The 15,659-nt window shown below is 65.8% G+C and carries 11 protein-coding genes; 3 read left to right on the forward strand and 8 right to left on the reverse strand.

Annotated features, from left to right (window positions below; all coding sequences use genetic code 11):
• Positions 1 to 63 precede the first annotated feature (63 nt).
• Positions 64 to 993, forward strand: a complete 930-nt coding sequence (locus tag ABQ039_RS15415) for a L,D-transpeptidase (RefSeq protein WP_349778085.1) — start codon at positions 64 to 66, stop codon at positions 991 to 993.
• A 2-nt stretch (positions 994 to 995) separates the two neighbouring features.
• Complete coding sequence (locus ABQ039_RS15420) at positions 996 to 1,724, forward strand: M23 family metallopeptidase (protein ID WP_184456657.1); 729 nt, start codon at positions 996 to 998, stop codon at positions 1,722 to 1,724.
• A 55-nt stretch (positions 1,725 to 1,779) separates the two neighbouring features.
• On the opposite strand, the gene ABQ039_RS15425 is transcribed toward ABQ039_RS15420, so the two are convergent.
• A complete protein-coding gene (locus tag ABQ039_RS15425) occupies positions 1,780 to 2,541 on the reverse strand; it encodes an SDR family oxidoreductase (RefSeq protein WP_184456655.1) in 762 nt (253 codons plus the stop codon).
• A 98-nt stretch (positions 2,542 to 2,639) separates the two neighbouring features.
• Between ABQ039_RS15425 and ABQ039_RS15430 the strand changes: the two genes are divergently transcribed.
• Positions 2,640 to 3,611: a LysR family transcriptional regulator gene (locus ABQ039_RS15430; RefSeq protein WP_184456959.1), complete on the forward strand. Its 972-nt coding sequence runs from the start codon at positions 2,640 to 2,642 to the stop codon at positions 3,609 to 3,611.
• Positions 3,612 to 3,899: 288 nt separating this feature from the next.
• On the opposite strand, the gene fhuE is transcribed toward ABQ039_RS15430, so the two are convergent.
• From fhuE to ABQ039_RS15465, 7 genes are all read right to left on the reverse strand, one after another.
• Positions 3,900 to 6,083 (reverse strand): ferric-rhodotorulic acid/ferric-coprogen receptor FhuE, encoded by a 2,184-nt coding sequence (fhuE, locus tag ABQ039_RS15435; protein WP_349777953.1) that lies wholly within the window; start codon positions 6,081 to 6,083, stop codon positions 3,900 to 3,902.
• A gap of 460 nt (positions 6,084 to 6,543) precedes the next feature.
• Complete coding sequence (gene tkt, locus ABQ039_RS15440) at positions 6,544 to 8,544, reverse strand: transketolase (protein WP_349777952.1); 2,001 nt, start codon at positions 8,542 to 8,544, stop codon at positions 6,544 to 6,546.
• 242 nt (positions 8,545 to 8,786) lie between these two features.
• A complete protein-coding gene (locus tag ABQ039_RS15445) occupies positions 8,787 to 10,067 on the reverse strand; it encodes a dicarboxylate/amino acid:cation symporter (RefSeq protein ID WP_349777951.1) in 1,281 nt (426 codons plus the stop codon).
• Between the two features lie 544 nt (positions 10,068 to 10,611).
• Positions 10,612 to 12,345, reverse strand: a complete 1,734-nt coding sequence (locus tag ABQ039_RS15450) for a BatD family protein (protein ID WP_349777950.1) — start codon at positions 12,343 to 12,345, stop codon at positions 10,612 to 10,614.
• The gene (locus tag ABQ039_RS15455) at positions 12,342 to 14,195 is read right to left on the reverse strand and encodes a tetratricopeptide repeat protein (protein ID WP_349777949.1); all 1,854 of its coding nucleotides are present in this window, start codon (positions 14,193 to 14,195) and stop codon (positions 12,342 to 12,344) included. The genes ABQ039_RS15450 and ABQ039_RS15455 overlap by 4 nt, the downstream gene beginning before the upstream one ends.
• Positions 14,192 to 15,199, reverse strand: coding sequence for a VWA domain-containing protein (locus ABQ039_RS15460; RefSeq protein WP_024938137.1), 1,008 nt, complete (start codon positions 15,197 to 15,199; stop codon positions 14,192 to 14,194). The genes ABQ039_RS15455 and ABQ039_RS15460 overlap by 4 nt, the downstream gene beginning before the upstream one ends.
• Positions 15,196 to 15,657 (reverse strand): DUF4381 domain-containing protein, encoded by a 462-nt coding sequence (locus ABQ039_RS15465; protein WP_065032800.1) that lies wholly within the window; start codon positions 15,655 to 15,657, stop codon positions 15,196 to 15,198. Before ABQ039_RS15465 ends, ABQ039_RS15460 begins: the two co-directional genes overlap by 4 nt.
• Positions 15,658 to 15,659 lie beyond the last annotated feature (2 nt).

Here is a 15,659-nt window from a genome sequence, read left to right on the forward strand (position 1 = left end):
CTGCTCATGCCACCACGCATCTACGCTCGCGCCTGCTTGCTCGCCCTTGCTCTGGGCACCTCCCTGTCCGCACTGGCGCAAGCGCCGCAGCCTGCCGCAGCACCTGCGCCGGCACCTGCAGCAACGCCCGCTGCGACCGTCGTGCCGACCGGCCCGCGTTCGGATCTGCATGCGCAGGTGCTGCTGGATCGCGTGCATTTCTCGCCCGGACAGATCGACGGCGAGCGCGGCTCCAACCAGAAGCGTGCGGTGTCCGGATTTCAGGCAGCGCACCAGATCAAGGTCACCGGTGAGCTGGATGACGCCACCTGGCAGGCCTTGCAGGCCGACACCACGCCGGCGTTGGTGCAGTACACGCTCACCGATGCCGATGTGGCCGGGCCGTTCCAGCCGATCCCGAAAGGGCCGGCCGAACAGGCCAAGCTGACGTCGCTGGGCTACACCTCGGTGGACGAGGCGCTGGGCGAGCGTTTCCATGCCGCTCCGGAACTGCTGCGCCAGCTCAACCCCGGCGTGGATTTGAACAAGGCCGGTGGCGTGATCCAGGTGCCCAACATCGACGGCGTCCCGCCACTGACCAAGCCGGCCAAGCTGGTGGTCGACAAGTCCGAGTCGACGCTGCACCTGTTCGATGCCGACGGCAAGGTGTATGCGCAGTTCCCGGTGTCCTCCGGCAGCAAGCACGACCCGCTGCCGATCGGCCGCTGGAAGGTGTTGGGCGTGGCGCGCGACCCGGTGTTCAAGTACAACCCCAAGCTGTTCTGGGACGCGAAGAAGGGCGATCAGAAGGCCACCCTGCCCTCCGGCCCGAACAATCCGGTCGGACGCGTGTGGATCGATCTGTCCAAGCCGCATTACGGCCTGCACGGCACGCCGGAACCCGGCCATGTCGGCAAGACCGAATCGCATGGCTGCGTGCGCCTGACCAACTGGGACGTGGTCAATCTGGCCAGCGTGGTTGGCCCGTCCATGCCGGTGGTGATGCAGGAGTAAGCATGAAACTGCTGATGATGCTGGTGGTCGGTGTCTTGCTCGGTGCAGCCGGCTATTGGTGGTTGGAACGCGGGGCGCCACAGGGGGCGCTGGCACCGGCGTCCGCAGCTGCACCCGCGGTGACAGCGCAGTCTGATGCGTCAGAGGCGGCAATGGCAGCACCTTCTGCAGCTCCAGCGGTTGCCGCTCCAGCCGTTGCCGCATCGTCGCCATCCACCGAGATGATGCCCGCCGCAAACACGCCAGCCGCGCCTGCGTCTGCAGCCGCTCCTGAAGCTGCGAGTTCAGGCAGCGGCCTGCTGATTCCGGTGCAAGGCATCGGCAGCGGCCAGCTGCAGGACACCTTTACCGACGCACGCAGCGAAGGCCGCGTGCACGATGCCATCGACATTCTTGCGCCGACCGGCACACCGGTCATTGCAGTTGCAGACGGCACGGTCGAGAAACTGTTCAACAGCGAGCGCGGTGGCCTGACCGTCTACCAGTTCGATCCGAACGGCACGTACTGCTACTACTACGCACACCTGGAACGGTATGCCGACGGCCTGGCAGAAAAGCAGTCGATCAAGCGCGGCCAGGTCATCGGCTACGTCGGCAGCACCGGCAATGCCGATCCTGCCGCACCGCATCTGCACTTCGAGATCCACCGCCTGGGGCCGGAAAAACAATGGTGGAAGGGAGAGGTCTTGAATCCCTACCCCGTATTGCATGGCGATCAAACCCTGCAGTGATTCACCGAGCGGTGATGCAGACACAGGCCTGCGCGTGATGCGCAGGCCTGTGCATTCAGATCAACATGCCGCCCGATACCTCGATGCGTTGCGCATTGACCCAACCGGTTCCCGGCGCGAGTAACGCAGCGACCACCGGCCCGATATCGTCCGGCAGCCCTGGGCGCCCCAGCGCCGTGACCGACGACACCATCGCATTGACCTGTGCGTTATCGCGCACGCTGCCGCCGTTGAAGTCCGTCTCGATCGCACCCGGCGCCAGCGTATTGGCACGAATGCCACGCGCGCCCAGTTCCTTGGCCAGATAGCGGGTGAACACCTCCACCCCGCCTTTCATCATCGCGTAAGCCGAGGCACCGGGCAGTGCGAAACGTGCCAGGCCGCTGGATACGTTGAGGATGCGTCCGCCGTCGGCGATCAGCGGCAATAACGCCTGGGTCAGGAAATACGGCCCCTTGAGATGGATGTTGACCAGGGCGTCGAACTGCGCCGGCGTGGTGTCGGCGATGGCCGCGTGCAGCCCGGTACCCGCATTGTTGACCAGCGCATCGAACTGCGTGCGATCCCAACCGGCCAGCACCTGCTTCAACTGCTCAGCGAATGCCGCGAACGAATCCGCGTCGGCAACATCCAGCGGCAGTGCCTGCGCACGGCGACCGAGCGTGTGGATTTCGGCGACCACCGCAGCGGCCTCATCTGCCTGGCTGCGATACGTCAGCACAATATCGCTGCCGTCCGCAGCGAGCGCAAGCGCGGCATTGCGGCCCAGGCCGCGGCTGCCGCCGGTGATCAGGGTGATCGGTGAGGTGGTCGACATGGATGGACTCCGGTACGTGTTGGGAAGCGATTGGGGCGATCACAGAGTTGGTCGGTGACCGCTGGCGGGGGTGACATTGCCTGGCCGTGCCAAGACTATTGCGCTTGCCGCGCCACATAAATCGGTCCAACCTGATTGCACCGTTCAAGAACGTCGACCAATCGATGGATACCCTGGAGTCGCTACGCGCCTTCCTGCGCGTCGCCGAGCTCGGCAGTTTCACCCGCGCCGCCGAAACGCTGGGCCTGCCCAAAGCCAGCGTTTCTACAGCCGTGCAGCGGCTCGAAGCCTCGCTTGGGACGCAGCTTTTGCATCGCACGACGCGCCGCGTGCAACTCACCGGCGATGGCACCGCGTTCTACCAGCGCAGCCGCGATCTGCTCGACGACATGGACGAATTGCAGAGCATGTTTCAGCGCGAGCGCAGCCAGCTGCGCGGGCGCCTGCGGGTGGACATGTCCTCCGGCATCGCACGCAATTTCGTGATTCCCGCATTGCCCACGTTCCTGGCGCAGCACCCGCAGCTGGAGGTGGAAATCAGCGGCACCGACCGCCGCGTCGATGTGGTGCGCGAAGGCTTCGATTGCGTGTTGCGCGTGGGCACGCTCGAAGACACCAACCTGGTCGCACGACCGCTCGGCGTGTTTCGCATCATCAACTGCGCCAGTGCCGACTACCTCGCACGACGGGGCACGCCGCAGCGCCTGGACGATCTGGTTCACCACGACCTGGTGCATTACGTGCCGACGCTGGGCCAGCGATCGTCCGGCTTCGAGTACCGCGATGGACCGGCCTACCAGCTACTGCCGATGCGCGGCCCGGTGACGGTCAACAACGGCGATGCCTATCTCGCCGCGGCATTGGCGGGCCTGGGCATCATCCAGGCGCCGGCCAGCCCGTTGCGCCCACACCTGGACAGCGGCGCCTTGATCGAGCTGCTGGCCGCCATCGCGCCAGAACCGATGCCGGTCACCCTGCTCTACGCGCAGCGTCGCCATCTGCCGCAACGCGTAGGTGCGTTCATGGACTGGGTTGCAGAGGTGATGGCACCGTATCTGGAACCGCTGTAGCCCTGACCGTCGATGCGATTACCGGCGCGTCTTCGCGTGTACGTTTGCGTAGGCAGGAAGTGTTTCTGTAGCGCGCCGACATTGGCGGAAGGCATCAGTCGCTTGCGCGTCACTTCGATAGCACCTACGCAAACCGATACCAGCAGGTAGCGCAGGCAGTGCGGCATGCGCCGCAGATCCACGATCACTCCGCTGGCGCCAGACACAAAAACAGGCACCTTCTGCAAGGTGCCTGCATCGTTGCAACACCAGGCCAGGCGCTGATATCGCGCCCGGCCCGGTCTGCGATCAGAACGTGTAGTTGAAGGTCAGCATGCCGTTGCGCGAGGCGCCCCATGCGCCATAGCCACCGTTGAACTGAGAGTAGTAGCGCTTGTCGAGCAGGTTGTCGACATTGAGCTGCACCGAGAACTGCGGCGACAACCGGTAGCGCGCAAACGCGCTGACCAGTGCATAAGCACTCTGCTGAAAGGCGCCGTAGACCGGGTCCACATAGTACGAGCGGTTCTGCCAGTTGACGCCACCACCCACGGTCAGATCGCTCCACGCACCTTGCGGGGTGTAGCTGTTGAACAGCTTGAGGGTGGTGCGCGGCAAATGCGTATTGATCGAGGTGCCGCTGTCATCGCGCGCGGTGTAGTGCGAGGCGCCGAAGGTGGTGTTCCAGCTCTCGGTCACCCGCCCGGACACCTCGAAATCGAAGCCTTCGCTGACCACGCCGTTGGCGGCTTCATACGCCGACTCGCTGCTACCGGGGACGAAGCCGCCGGTGGCCACGCCCAGGTTGTCCTGCTCGATGCGGAACACCGCAAGCGAGGCGTTGAGCCTGTCGTCGAACCACGCTGCCTTGACGCCGGCTTCGTAGCCCTTGCCGGTCAACGGATCCAGGTAGCCGCCAGTGGCATCGCGCAGGGTCTGCGGGTTGAAGATTTCGGTGTAGCTGACGTACGTCGACCACACATCGTTGATGTCGTAGACCAGACCGGCGTACGGGGTGACTTCGGTCTGGCTGTCGGAGAACGGCGCCAGTCCCTGCGTGGCATCGAAGTTGCCGCCATCGATCTGCCAGTCGGTGTAGCGCGCGCCCACCAGCAACTTCAGCGAATCGGCCAGCGAGAAGCGCGCAGCCACGTAGGCCGCCTTCTGCTTGATGGTGCCGGTGCTCTGCACCGTGCGCGGGCTCCAGTTGGGTTCCGGGTAGGCACCGGTCCAGCCGAGGTAGCTGTCCAGCGGCGCCGGGAAATCGAAGGTGCCGTTATTGACGTACTCGCGGCGGTTGTAGCTGGCGCCGGCAACCAGCTGATGCTCGCGACCGAACATCTGGAACGGGCCTTCCGCATAGACGTCGGCGCCATCGGCCTTGCGCTCGGTCAGGTAGTTGCCCGAATACGGCACCACGCCGCCACCGGTGGCACGGTCGAAGCCGAAGATCGTATAGAACGGATAGAACAGGTGATTGGCCGCTTCGGTCTTCTCATGGCTCAGATTGGCCTTGAGGGTCCAGCCGTTGTCGAAGCTCTGCTGCAGGCTGGCGAAGGTGCGCTGCAGGCGCGTGTCCCAGAACGTCCAGTCGGCCGCCGGGTTGAACGAACGGTCATAGTTGGTGCGGGTGCCATCGCTGTAGAACAGCGGGAAGCCGCCCCAGGTGACATCGTTCGATTCCTTCTTCTGGTACTCGTAGCCCACGCTCAGCAAGGTGCTGTCGGTGAGGTCGGCATCGATAATCGCCGAGCCGATCTTCTTGCGCAGGCCGTAGCGGTCCATGTCGGACTCGCCGTCCTGGTACACGCCGATCACGCGCGCACGCACGGTACCTTCGGGGCTGAGCGGCACGGTGACATCGGCCACGCTGCGGGTCTTGTTGAAATCGCCACCGCCCACCGACACGGTGCCGGTGAAGTCGCGGCTGAGCGCATGCTTGCGCACCAGGTTGATCGAGGCCGACGGATTGCCCGAGCCGGTCAGCAGGCCGGTGGCGCCACGCACCACTTCGACGCGGTCGTACAGCGCCACGTCCAGCGCCGAATCGCCGTAGCTCCAGGCCTGCTCCATGTACGCCGGGATGCCGTCGAACTGGTAGTTGTCGATGTAGAAACCGCGCGCGTAGAACTCCAGCCGCTCGCTGTCGCTCTGCGCCACCGAGATGCCGGAGACGTTGTTGAGCACATCGGTGATGCTCTGCAGGTTCTGGTCGTCCATGCGGTCGCGGGTGATCACGGTGACCGACTGCGGGATCTCCCGCAGCGACAGGTTCATGCGCGTACCGGCGGTGGTCTTCTCCACCGTATAGCCCTTGGCCTGCTCGCCCTGCACGATGAGCCGGTCCAGGGTGGTGACCTCGGCATCGCCGGCCGGCGTTTCAGCCAGCGCCTGGCCTGCCGACAACGTGCACAGCGCGGCGAACACCGCATGCGACAGCGCGCGCGGACGCTGCGCAATGGGAAGAAGACGCATTACGGTAGGACGATTCATCACAGCTCCAGCACAGACAGTCGAGGGCACCGGTCGCGGCAAGGCTGCCCGACGGCGAGACAAGGGGGAGGACGTGCCACGCGACCGTGGCAACGCGCCATTTTAATGGGAATGATTTACATTTTAAACAGGTAATTCAGGCCGCCCTGCATCGCGATAGCGGGGAGCGAACGCCACAGCGGCCTCCGGCCGCGACCCGGCGGGCAAACGCCTGCGCACCGGCCACCCGGGCGACGCGCGCTGAGGAAGCCGCCTGCATGCCACCAGGCACGTCGGCTTGCCCGGCCTTGCGGGCACGTTCGGCCAGGTGATCCTCACGCAACACGCCAGGCACCTTCCCACCCCCGCAAGAACCGCGGTTTCCCCGACCGAGGCGATACGTATATGCAAGGTCGCCACGTGCAGCGCAAACAAAAACGCCGGCTTTCGCCGGCGTTTCATTGGAAGCCACTCGGCGCTTCTACAGCGCCTTTGCCGCCTGCACCACATGCTCGGCGGTGATCTTGAAGTACGCGTACAGCTGATCGGCCGGTGCCGAGGCGCCGAAGGTGTCGATACCGACCACATCGCCATCCAGGCCCACGTACTTGCGCCAGAAGCCGGTCACGCCCGCTTCCACCGCCACGCGCTTGCGCACCGCATTGGGTAGCACCGACTCGCGATAGGCCGCATCCTGGCGATCGAACACATCGGTCGACGGCATCGACACCACGCGCGTCTTCAGCCCGGCCGCGTCCAGGGTCTGCTTGGCTTCCACCGCCAGACCGACTTCCGAACCGGTGGCGATCAGGATCACGTCGGGCGTGCCGCCTTCGGCATCGGCCAGCACATAACCGCCGCGCTCGATCAGCTTGAGCTGCTCGGCGCTGCGCGGCTGGTGCTGCAGGTTCTGGCGACTGAACACCAGGCAGCTCGGGCCGTCCTTGCGGGTGATGGCGGCCTTCCAGCTCACCGCCGATTCCACCGCATCGCCCGGGCGCCACACATCGTTGTTGGGGATGTAACGCAGCGAGGCCAAGTGTTCCACAGGCTGATGGGTCGGGCCGTCCTCACCCAGGCCGATCGAGTCGTGCGTGTACACGTGGATGGCATGGGCCGGATTCAACGCGCTCATGCGCACGCCGTTGCGCGCGTAATCGCTGAACACCAGGAAGGTGGCGTCGAACGGAATGAAGCCGCCATGCAGCGCCAGGCCGTTGGCGATGGCGGTCATGCCGAACTCGCGCACGCCGTAATAGACGTAGTTGGCATCCGGATCATCGGTGGCCACCGACTTGCTGGCCTTCCACAAGGTCAGGTTGGAATGCGCCAGGTCGGCCGAACCGCCGATCAGTTCCGGCAACAACGGCGCGAACGCTTCGATCGCCAGCTGCGAGGCCTTGCGCGAGGCGATGGTCTGGCCGTCCTGCTGCGCCTTGGCGATGTAGGCATCGGCCTGGGCGATGAAGTCGGCCGGCAGCTCGGCGTGCGAGCGGCGGGTCAGCTCGGCAGCTTCGGCCGCGTACTGCTTGCCGTACTTGTCGAACAGCTGCTCCCACTCGGCCTGACGCAGCGTGCCGGTGCCACCTGCGCGCCAGCCGGCGTAGATTTCTTCGGGAATCTCGAACGGGCCGTACGGCCACTCCAGCGCCTTGCGGGCGCCCTCGAGTTCTTCCTTGCCCAGCGGCGCGCCGTGCGAGGATTCCTTGCCGGCCTTGCTCGGTGCGCCGAAGCCGATCTTGGTGCGGCAGCAGATCAGCGTGGGCTTGTCGGTGTTCTCCAGCGCGGTCTCGATGGCGGCCTTGATCTTCTCGGCGTCGTGTCCGTCCACATCGCGGATCACATGCCAGCCATAGGCCTCGAAGCGCTCCGGGGTGTTGTCGCTGAACCAGCCGGCGGTGTTGCCGTCAATGGAAATCTGGTTGTTGTCCCAGAACGCGACCAGCTTGCCCAGGCCCCAGGTGCCGGCCAGTGAGGCGGCTTCATGGGAAATGCCCTCCATCATGCAGCCATCGCCCATGAACACCCAGGTACGGTGGTCGACGATTTCCAGCTCCGGGCGGTTGTAGCGCTGCGCCAGCAACTTCTCGGCCAGCGCGAACCCGACCGCATTGGCGAAGCCCTGCCCGAGCGGGCCGGTGGTGGTCTCCACGCCGGGGGTTTCGCTGCGCTCAGGGTGACCGGCAGTCTTGCTGTGCAGCTGACGGAACTGCTTGAGCTGCTCGATCGGCAGGTCGTAGCCAGACAGGTGCAGCAGCGCGTACTGCAGCATCGAGCCGTGGCCGTTGGACAGCACGAAACGGTCGCGGTTGAACCACTGCGGGTTGTTCGGGTTGTGCCGGAAGAAATCGTTCCACAGCACTTCGGCGATATCGGCCATGCCCATCGGCATGCCGGGATGGCCGGATTTGGCGGCTTCGACCGCATCGGCGGCGAGAAAACGGATGGCGTTGGCCAGCTGGCGGCGGGTGGGCTGGGTCATGGGCGTCTATGGAAGCGGAGGGGAACACCGCTGGAAGCGGAGACGCTTATTCTCCCACAGAGCGCGTCAGGGAGCCGGGATTGGGGATTCGGGATTCGGGATTGGTGAAGCCGGAGCCGACCTTGGCAGACTCGTCCGCTGGAAGCGATGCAATCAGTGTCAGACACCGTCGCAACATCGCAAGAACCAACCTGGCGCCTGACGATCGCAGCCCGCTGTGACGAATCCCCAATCCCGACTCCCTACTCCTCGCCCTTGGCAACCAAGGTCGTCAGCGCCAGATCGCCGGTCACGTTCAGCGCCGTCCGGCACATGTCCAGGAAATGATTGACGCCCAGGATCATGCCGATGCCGACCGGGTTGACCCCGACCATCGCGCAGATCAGCGCCACCACCGGCAGCGAGCCGGACGGCACGCCGGCGGTACCGATGCCACCCAGGATGCAGACCAGCATCACCATGAACTGCTGGCCGATGCTCAGGTCCACGTTGAAGAACTGCGCCAGGAAGATCACCGTCACCCCTTCGAACAAGGCAGTGCCGTTCTGGTTGGCGGTGGCGCCCACGGTCAGCACGAAACGCGACACCCGCGGCGGCAGGCCCATCTCGTCGGCCACGCGCAGGGCGGTCGGCAGGGTCGCGTTACTGGAGGCGGTGGAGAACGCCATCATCGTGGCCTCCTGGGTCTGCCTGAAGAAGCCGATCGGCGAACGCCCGGCAAACTTCACCGCCAGCCCGTAACTGACCACCATGTGCAGGCCCAGCGCCAGCACCACCACGCCCACATAAGCGCCCAGGCGGATCAGCAGATCAAAGCCGAACAGCGCGGCCAGATTGAACATGAAACAGGCCACCGCATACGGCGCCAGGCGGATCACCAAGCCGATCAGGGTCATCGAGATTTCGAAGATGCCCTCGATGCCGCGCTTGAGCGTGGCCACTTTTTCGTCGGCGGTCAGCACCATGCCCACGCCGAACATCACCGCAAAGAACATCAGCGACAGGATCGCGCCGTTGCTTGACGCGGCAGCGATCACGTTGCTGGGCACGATCGACAACAGCATGTCCATGCCCTGCGGCTGGGTGCCGGAGCTGGAGATGATCTCGCGGGTGCGTTCGGCGTTCTGCTGGATCAACTGGTTGGCCAGCTGCGGGTCCACGCCGGCACCAGGCTTGAGCGCATTCACCAGCACCAGCCCCAGCAACACCGCCACGCCGGACAGCACGACGGTGTAGCCCAGGGTGCGCCAGCCCACGCGCCCGAGCGCACGGATGTCGCCCATCTCGGAAATGCCCATCACCAATGCCGAAAACAGCAGCGGCACGATCAGCATGAAGATCAGATTGAGGAAGATCTGCGAGAACGGCGTGGTGACGTACTTGGTGACCACGCGCACCCAGTCGGCATCGCTGCCGGCCAGGTAGTAGACGGCCAGACCCAGCAGCAGACCGACGGCGAAGCCAATGCCCATCTTCCAATGCAGGGGCAGGCCCGGGCGGCGTGCGGCGGGGGATGCAGTCATCTGGTCGGGCCTTGATCTGGACACAAGCCCCGGAGCTTAACAAACGCCATCGAAGCGGCCACCTACCCGGCCTGCCGCGGTGCGCCTGCCCGAGGGTAGGTGCACCTCCACGTCAGCCGATACGGGCGCTGGAGCGTTCAACACATCTGGCGCGCTCATTGTGGGGCGGGCACAGCCGATATTTGGAACTGCCTGTACCGAGGCGCGATGCCCAAACGCCTTTGGGACGCCGTGGAATCCGGCCATGAGCTCTTGCTTGCAACCGTGCACACCGACCATCCCGACGGGTCCTTGCCCGCTCACCGTCGCGGGACCTTACGCGGCATGGATGCCGCGTAAGAGCCTACAGGGACGTACTTGCGGCGTGTCCCGCGAGGGTGGGCGGGCAAGGGCCCTGCAGCGAAGTCACAGACCCAACGCCTCGCTTCAGGCTGCACAGGTGAAGAAGTCAGAATGCAACCGGAATCAACACGTCAACGCGAGGCGCAGCATGCTGTTCATGAAGGACCTGCCCCTGTCCCCGCTGCCGATGCAGCGAAACCGATCAAGGCGCCGGCGGATACAGCGGCGCCAAGACCTCCGGCTCCGCAGCTGTGGCATGTCGCCAACGCGGGCCTTTGGCAAAGGCCTCGCGCAATGCCGAACGTGCACTGGTCACGTCGCCATCGCCGCCCCAGCGGGCGCGCTGCATCTGCGCCACCGCCGCCTGCTGCGCCGGGTCGCTCAACGCTGCCAGCACGCTGTCGATATCGGTAACGCCGGCCATGCCGCACAGCACCGCGGCCACGTCGTCCATGCCGCCGGTATCGAGCGCGCGTCGCAGCTCGGCCACACCGTGCGTCACACGCCGGCCGGGCGCAGCTGCATCGCTGGCATTGATCACCGGCGCGCCGTGCGAACCGCCCCGACGCCGTAACAAGGCCCACACCAGGGTGGCAATCCACAGCAGCGCAAAGCCGATCGCCGCAGCGATCCAGCCCCAAGGCCGTTGCGTGGCCGCAGCCTGCTGCAGACTCAGCGTGCCAGCCGCAACGGTTGGCGCAGCGTTATCCGGTGATGGATTGGCTGCAGGCGTTGGCGCGGGCGCCGCAAACGCGCCGCTGCCTGCCGCCACGTCCAGTGTGAGGTCCGGCAACGCCGCGGTCTTGGCTGCCGCCGCACCCACATCCCACCACGCCACCTGCAAGCCGGGCACCACCAGCGGGCCGGCGCGGTTGGGCACGATCGAATAGCGGCGGGTCAGCCGCAGCTGCGGCGAGCCATCCACGAAGCGTTCTTCGTATTGCGGCGGCTCGGCGAACACCTGCGCGTCGGGCACGCTCGGGGTCGGCAATTCGGGGAACTGCGCCTGGGTGGCGCCGCGTGCGCTGGCCTCCACCACGAGCTGTGCCGCTTCACCGGCGGTGGCGAGCTGCGGCGTGGTCGTATACCGCAACTGCAGGCTGCGCAGCGGCAACCACGGCTGCGGCGCGTTGGCCGGTTGTGCGCGTACCTGCAGCGGGATGCTGGCGCTGCGTGCGCTCAGCTCGCCGTTGCCACGACCAAAATAGTCGTCGAAGAAGCCGCCGACCGAGCGACCATTGAAGCGCGCCGACGGCAACACCAGCCGGCCGCTGCGCTCGGGCACCAGCAGATAGCGCCGCTCGACCACGTTGTATTGGCGGTTATTGAGTACCTTGACCGAACTGACGTCGTCGCCGATGCGCTGCAGCGATGCACCATCGGGCGCTTCCAGATCCAGCTCGCCGGACGCCAGCTGCGTGGCGAAATACAGCCGCACCACCACGCCCACACTTTGCTGCACATAGGGCTGCGGATCGTCCACCTGCGTCTGGACGAAGGCATCCTCGTTGCCTTGCGCCGCCGCTGCTGCGCCTGACGCGCTGCTGCCGGCATCGCTTGCCGACGCGCCCACCTGCAACCGCAACGGTTCGGTGCGCTCGTTACCCACGCGGATCGCCGGCACGATCAGCTCGCCGCTCTTGCGCGGCGTCAGCACCACACCGAACAGCGCGCGCACCGTCACCGACCCATTGGTCACCTGCATCTGCTGGTTGGCGCTCTTGGCCCCCAGCGCGAAATCGTTGCGCAACGGCGTGTAATCCGGATCGACACCGCGTTGATCGGTTTCGATATTCAGCATCACCACGTCGCCGGCATTGGCGCTGTCGCGGTCCAGCCACGCGCGCGTGACGGCACCCACCGGTGCACAGGAGAGCAGCATCACGCTGGTCAACATGCCGATCGCCGCGCGGCGCAAATGGTGTGTGCCGATCATCGTCCGTCCCGTTGCCTGCGTTCGTGTTCCAGCCTGAATTTGGTGCGCAGCAGGCTGCCCGGATCATCCGGCACCCGCCGCAACCAGGCATCCACTGCCTGGCGTTGCTCGCGTTGCTCCGGCGTTTCATTCGCCGATGCCGCAGCAGCCTGCTTGCCGTTTGCATCGGCGCCCTTGTCGCCAGCCTGCGCCATCGCCTGCTGCATCTTTTGCCGCTGCGCGGCATCGGCCTGCTGCTGCGCCTTGGCATCGGCCGATTGCGGCGCTGCGTCCTGCTTGCTCTGCTCGCCCTGGCCGTTTTTGGACTGCTGGTTCTGCGAGGCTGCGTCCTGCGGCGTCTGTGCAGACGGCTGATCCTTGCCGTCCTGTTTGCCTTGCGCATCCTGCTTGCCTTGCCCGTCCTGGCCAGGCTTTGGATCGTTCTGCTTGTTCTGCCCGGACTGATTCTGGCCGGAGCCGTTCTGACCGGATTGTTTCTGGTCGTCGGACTGGCCCTTGCCGTCCTTGCCCTTGCCGTCTTTATTGTTCTGCTGCTGACGCTTGCGCGCCGCCTCCACCGCCGCACGATTGGCGATGGCGTCGGGCTGATCCGGATGTTGCTTGAGTGCCCGGTCGTAAGCTGCAATCGCTTCGTCGTACTGGCCCTGCCTGGCCAGCGCGTTGCCGAGGTTGTACAAACCCTCATCGGTGGGCACATTTTCGAAGGCTTTTTGTGCCGCGGCGAAATCGCCCTTGCGATACGCCTGCACGCCGGCATCCAGGCGTTGCTGCTGCACCTGATCGGCGCGTTGCCACAAGGTGCCGTCGGCAGCATGCGCGGGTTGGGCCAATGGCAACACGCACACCAGGGCCAGGATCGCCACAACCGTACGCCGCCGGAACGCCAGCAGTGCCAACAGCATCACCGGCAGCAGCAGCCAGTAGCCCTCGTCCAGCCAGGTCTTGCCGCCGGTGGACTCGGCAGCTTCATCGGCCAGCGGCTGTTGCGCCGGATCGAGCACACCCAGCGCACGCAGGTCCGTATCGTCGGCGGTGATGCGCGCATAGCGACCACCGCCCTGCCCGGCAAGATCGCGCAGGCTGCCTTCATCCAGCCGTGTCTGCGCAATCTCACCGGTCGTGGTGCGATAGGCCGCGCCGCGCGTGCTCCCCACGCCGAGCGCGGACACGCTGAATCCACGCGAGCGCGCCAACCGTGCAGAACTTCCGGCCGCGCGATCGGCGCTGTCGCTGACCAGCAGGATGTCGCCCTGCTTGAAACCCGCCTGCAGCAGCAACTGCGTGGCCGCGTCGATCGCCGCATCGGCGCGTTTGCCGTCCACCGGCATCACCGATGGCGACAGCGCATCCAGGAACAACGCCACATTGGCGGTGTCTTCGGTCAACGGCGCAACGGTGAAACTCTCGCCCGCATAGACCAGCAATGCGACTTCGCCACCGGCCCGCTTGCGCAACAACGTGGCCAACTTGGCCCGCGCCTGCAGCAGACGCGATGGTGGCAGGTCGTTGGCGGTTATGCTGGAAGACAGATCCAGCGCCACCACCAGCGGCATGCTGGAGTGATACACCGGCCGCTCGGTCTGCCGCCAGCTCGGCCCGGTCATCGCCAGCACCGCCAGCGCATAGGTCAGCGCAGCCAGTACGAATCCCAGCCATCCCCGCCGACTGCCGGACACCAGCAGGGTCGGCAACAGATGGGCATCCACGCTTTGCCGCCACACGTCCGCAGCGCGTCGACGCAACTGCCACAGCACTGCCGCCGGCACGATTGCCAACAGCGCCCACAGCAGACCCGGGCGCAGCAGATGCAGCGACTGCAGCCAGCCTGCCAGTTCGGTCAGCGCGTTCATCGCCATCTCCGCGGCAACACATAGGCCAGCAGCGCAATCACGATGGCAGCGCCCAACGGCCAGTAATAGCGTTCCACGCGCGGCTGCACCGAGGGGCCGAGCGCCTTGACCGGCTCCAGCCGATCCAGCTCGGCATAGATGCCTGCCAGTTCTTCGGTATCGCGGGCACGGAAAAAGCGTCCACCGGTTTGCGCGGCGATCTTGCGCAAGCCGTCTTCGTCGATATCGTCGTTGCCCGTGGCCGGAATCGGCACGCCGAACAACGAATAGCCGCCATTGCCGCCGAAGGCGATCGTATGCACGCGCACGCCTTCGGCCTTGGCAAGCTCGGCGGCCTTGAGCGGATTGAGCACGCCTGCGGTGTTGACGCCGTCGGTGAGCAACACCACCACGCGCTGGCCCTGCTTCTGTTCGCGCAGCCGTTTGACCGACAACGCGATCGCATCGCCGATCGCCGTCTCGCGCCCGGCCAGTCCCACCACGCTGTCGGCCAACTGGTCGCGTACCGAGGTCAGGTCGGCGGTCAACGGCGTCAACGCGTAGGCGCGCTGACCGAACACCAGCAAGCCGACCCGATCGCCGTCGCGACGATCCAGAAAGTCCGACAACACCGCCTTGGCGGCGGTTAGGCGATCCACCACATTGCCGCCGAGCACCATGTCCGGCTCACTCATGCTGCCGGACAGATCCACCGCCAGCATCATCTGCCGCGCCTCGCGCGGCGGCTGGATCACATCGCCCAATTGTTGCGGGCGCGCAAGCGCCGCGCACAGGAAAAACCAGCCCAGCCAGGCAAGCCAGCGCGGCACCCGCAGTACCGGTGCCCTGTTTGCCTGTGCAACTGCATGCAGTTGATCGGCGTAAGGCACGCGCAGCGCCGCGGTATCGGCGCTGCGCTGCGGCCAGAACCACATCAGTAACGGCAGCGGCATCAACCACCATGCCCACGGCCATGCGCAGTGCGCCAGCGCATCCTGCCACTGCGACCATTGCAGCCAGTTCATCGCCGGCCTCGCATCAGACTCAGAAACCGCTGCCGCACCAGCGCCTGCACCGCATCCAGATCGGTCACCGCCGGCGTGCGTTGAAAACCGCCGTCCAGCAGCGCGCGCCCCGGTCCCTGCGAAAAGGCCTGCGTCTTGCTCTTGTGCCCGTCCAGAAACTGCAGCCATGCCTCGCCCTGCAGCCGGTCGGCCTGCGCATCGACGCTGCGCGCTGCGCGTCGCAGCAACACCGACAACGCGGCCAGACGCTGCGCAGGAGTCGTTGCGCGCTGCAGCTCGGCATCGAATGCCGCCAGCCAGCGCCGCTGCTGCTGACGACGGCGACGCCACCACCACCATGCGCTGCCAAGCACCAGGACCACTGCCGCGATCACCAGCCACCAGCCCGGCGCCAGCGGCCACCACGACGGCGACGGCGGCAGATGGACATCGCGTAGCGGCAGCGATTGCGGCGACATCG

Source organism: Xanthomonas sp. WHRI 6108, assembly GCF_040202385.2.
Classification (GTDB): Bacteria; Pseudomonadota; Gammaproteobacteria; order Xanthomonadales; family Xanthomonadaceae; genus Xanthomonas; species Xanthomonas arboricola.

Coding starts and splice junctions, on each gene's coding strand:
- ABQ039_RS15420 (WP_184456657.1), top strand. CDS start 996: ATGAAACTGCTGATGATGCTGGTGGTCGGTGTCTTGCTCGGTGCAGCC.
- ABQ039_RS15425 (WP_184456655.1), bottom strand. CDS start 2,541: ATGTCGACCACCTCACCGATCACCCTGATCACCGGCGGCAGCCGCGGC.
- fhuE (WP_349777953.1), bottom strand. CDS start 6,083: ATGAATCGTCCTACCGTAATGCGTCTTCTTCCCATTGCGCAGCGTCCG.
- tkt (WP_349777952.1), bottom strand. CDS start 8,544: ATGACCCAGCCCACCCGCCGCCAGCTGGCCAACGCCATCCGTTTTCTC.
- ABQ039_RS15445 (WP_349777951.1), bottom strand. CDS start 10,067: ATGACTGCATCCCCCGCCGCACGCCGCCCGGGCCTGCCCCTGCATTGG.
- ABQ039_RS15450 (WP_349777950.1), bottom strand. CDS start 12,345: ATGATCGGCACACACCATTTGCGCCGCGCGGCGATCGGCATGTTGACC.
- ABQ039_RS15455 (WP_349777949.1), bottom strand. CDS start 14,195: ATGAACGCGCTGACCGAACTGGCAGGCTGGCTGCAGTCGCTGCATCTG.
- ABQ039_RS15460 (WP_024938137.1), bottom strand. CDS start 15,199: ATGAACTGGCTGCAATGGTCGCAGTGGCAGGATGCGCTGGCGCACTGC.
- ABQ039_RS15465 (WP_065032800.1), bottom strand. CDS start 15,657: ATGTCGCCGCAATCGCTGCCGCTACGCGATGTCCATCTGCCGCCGTCG.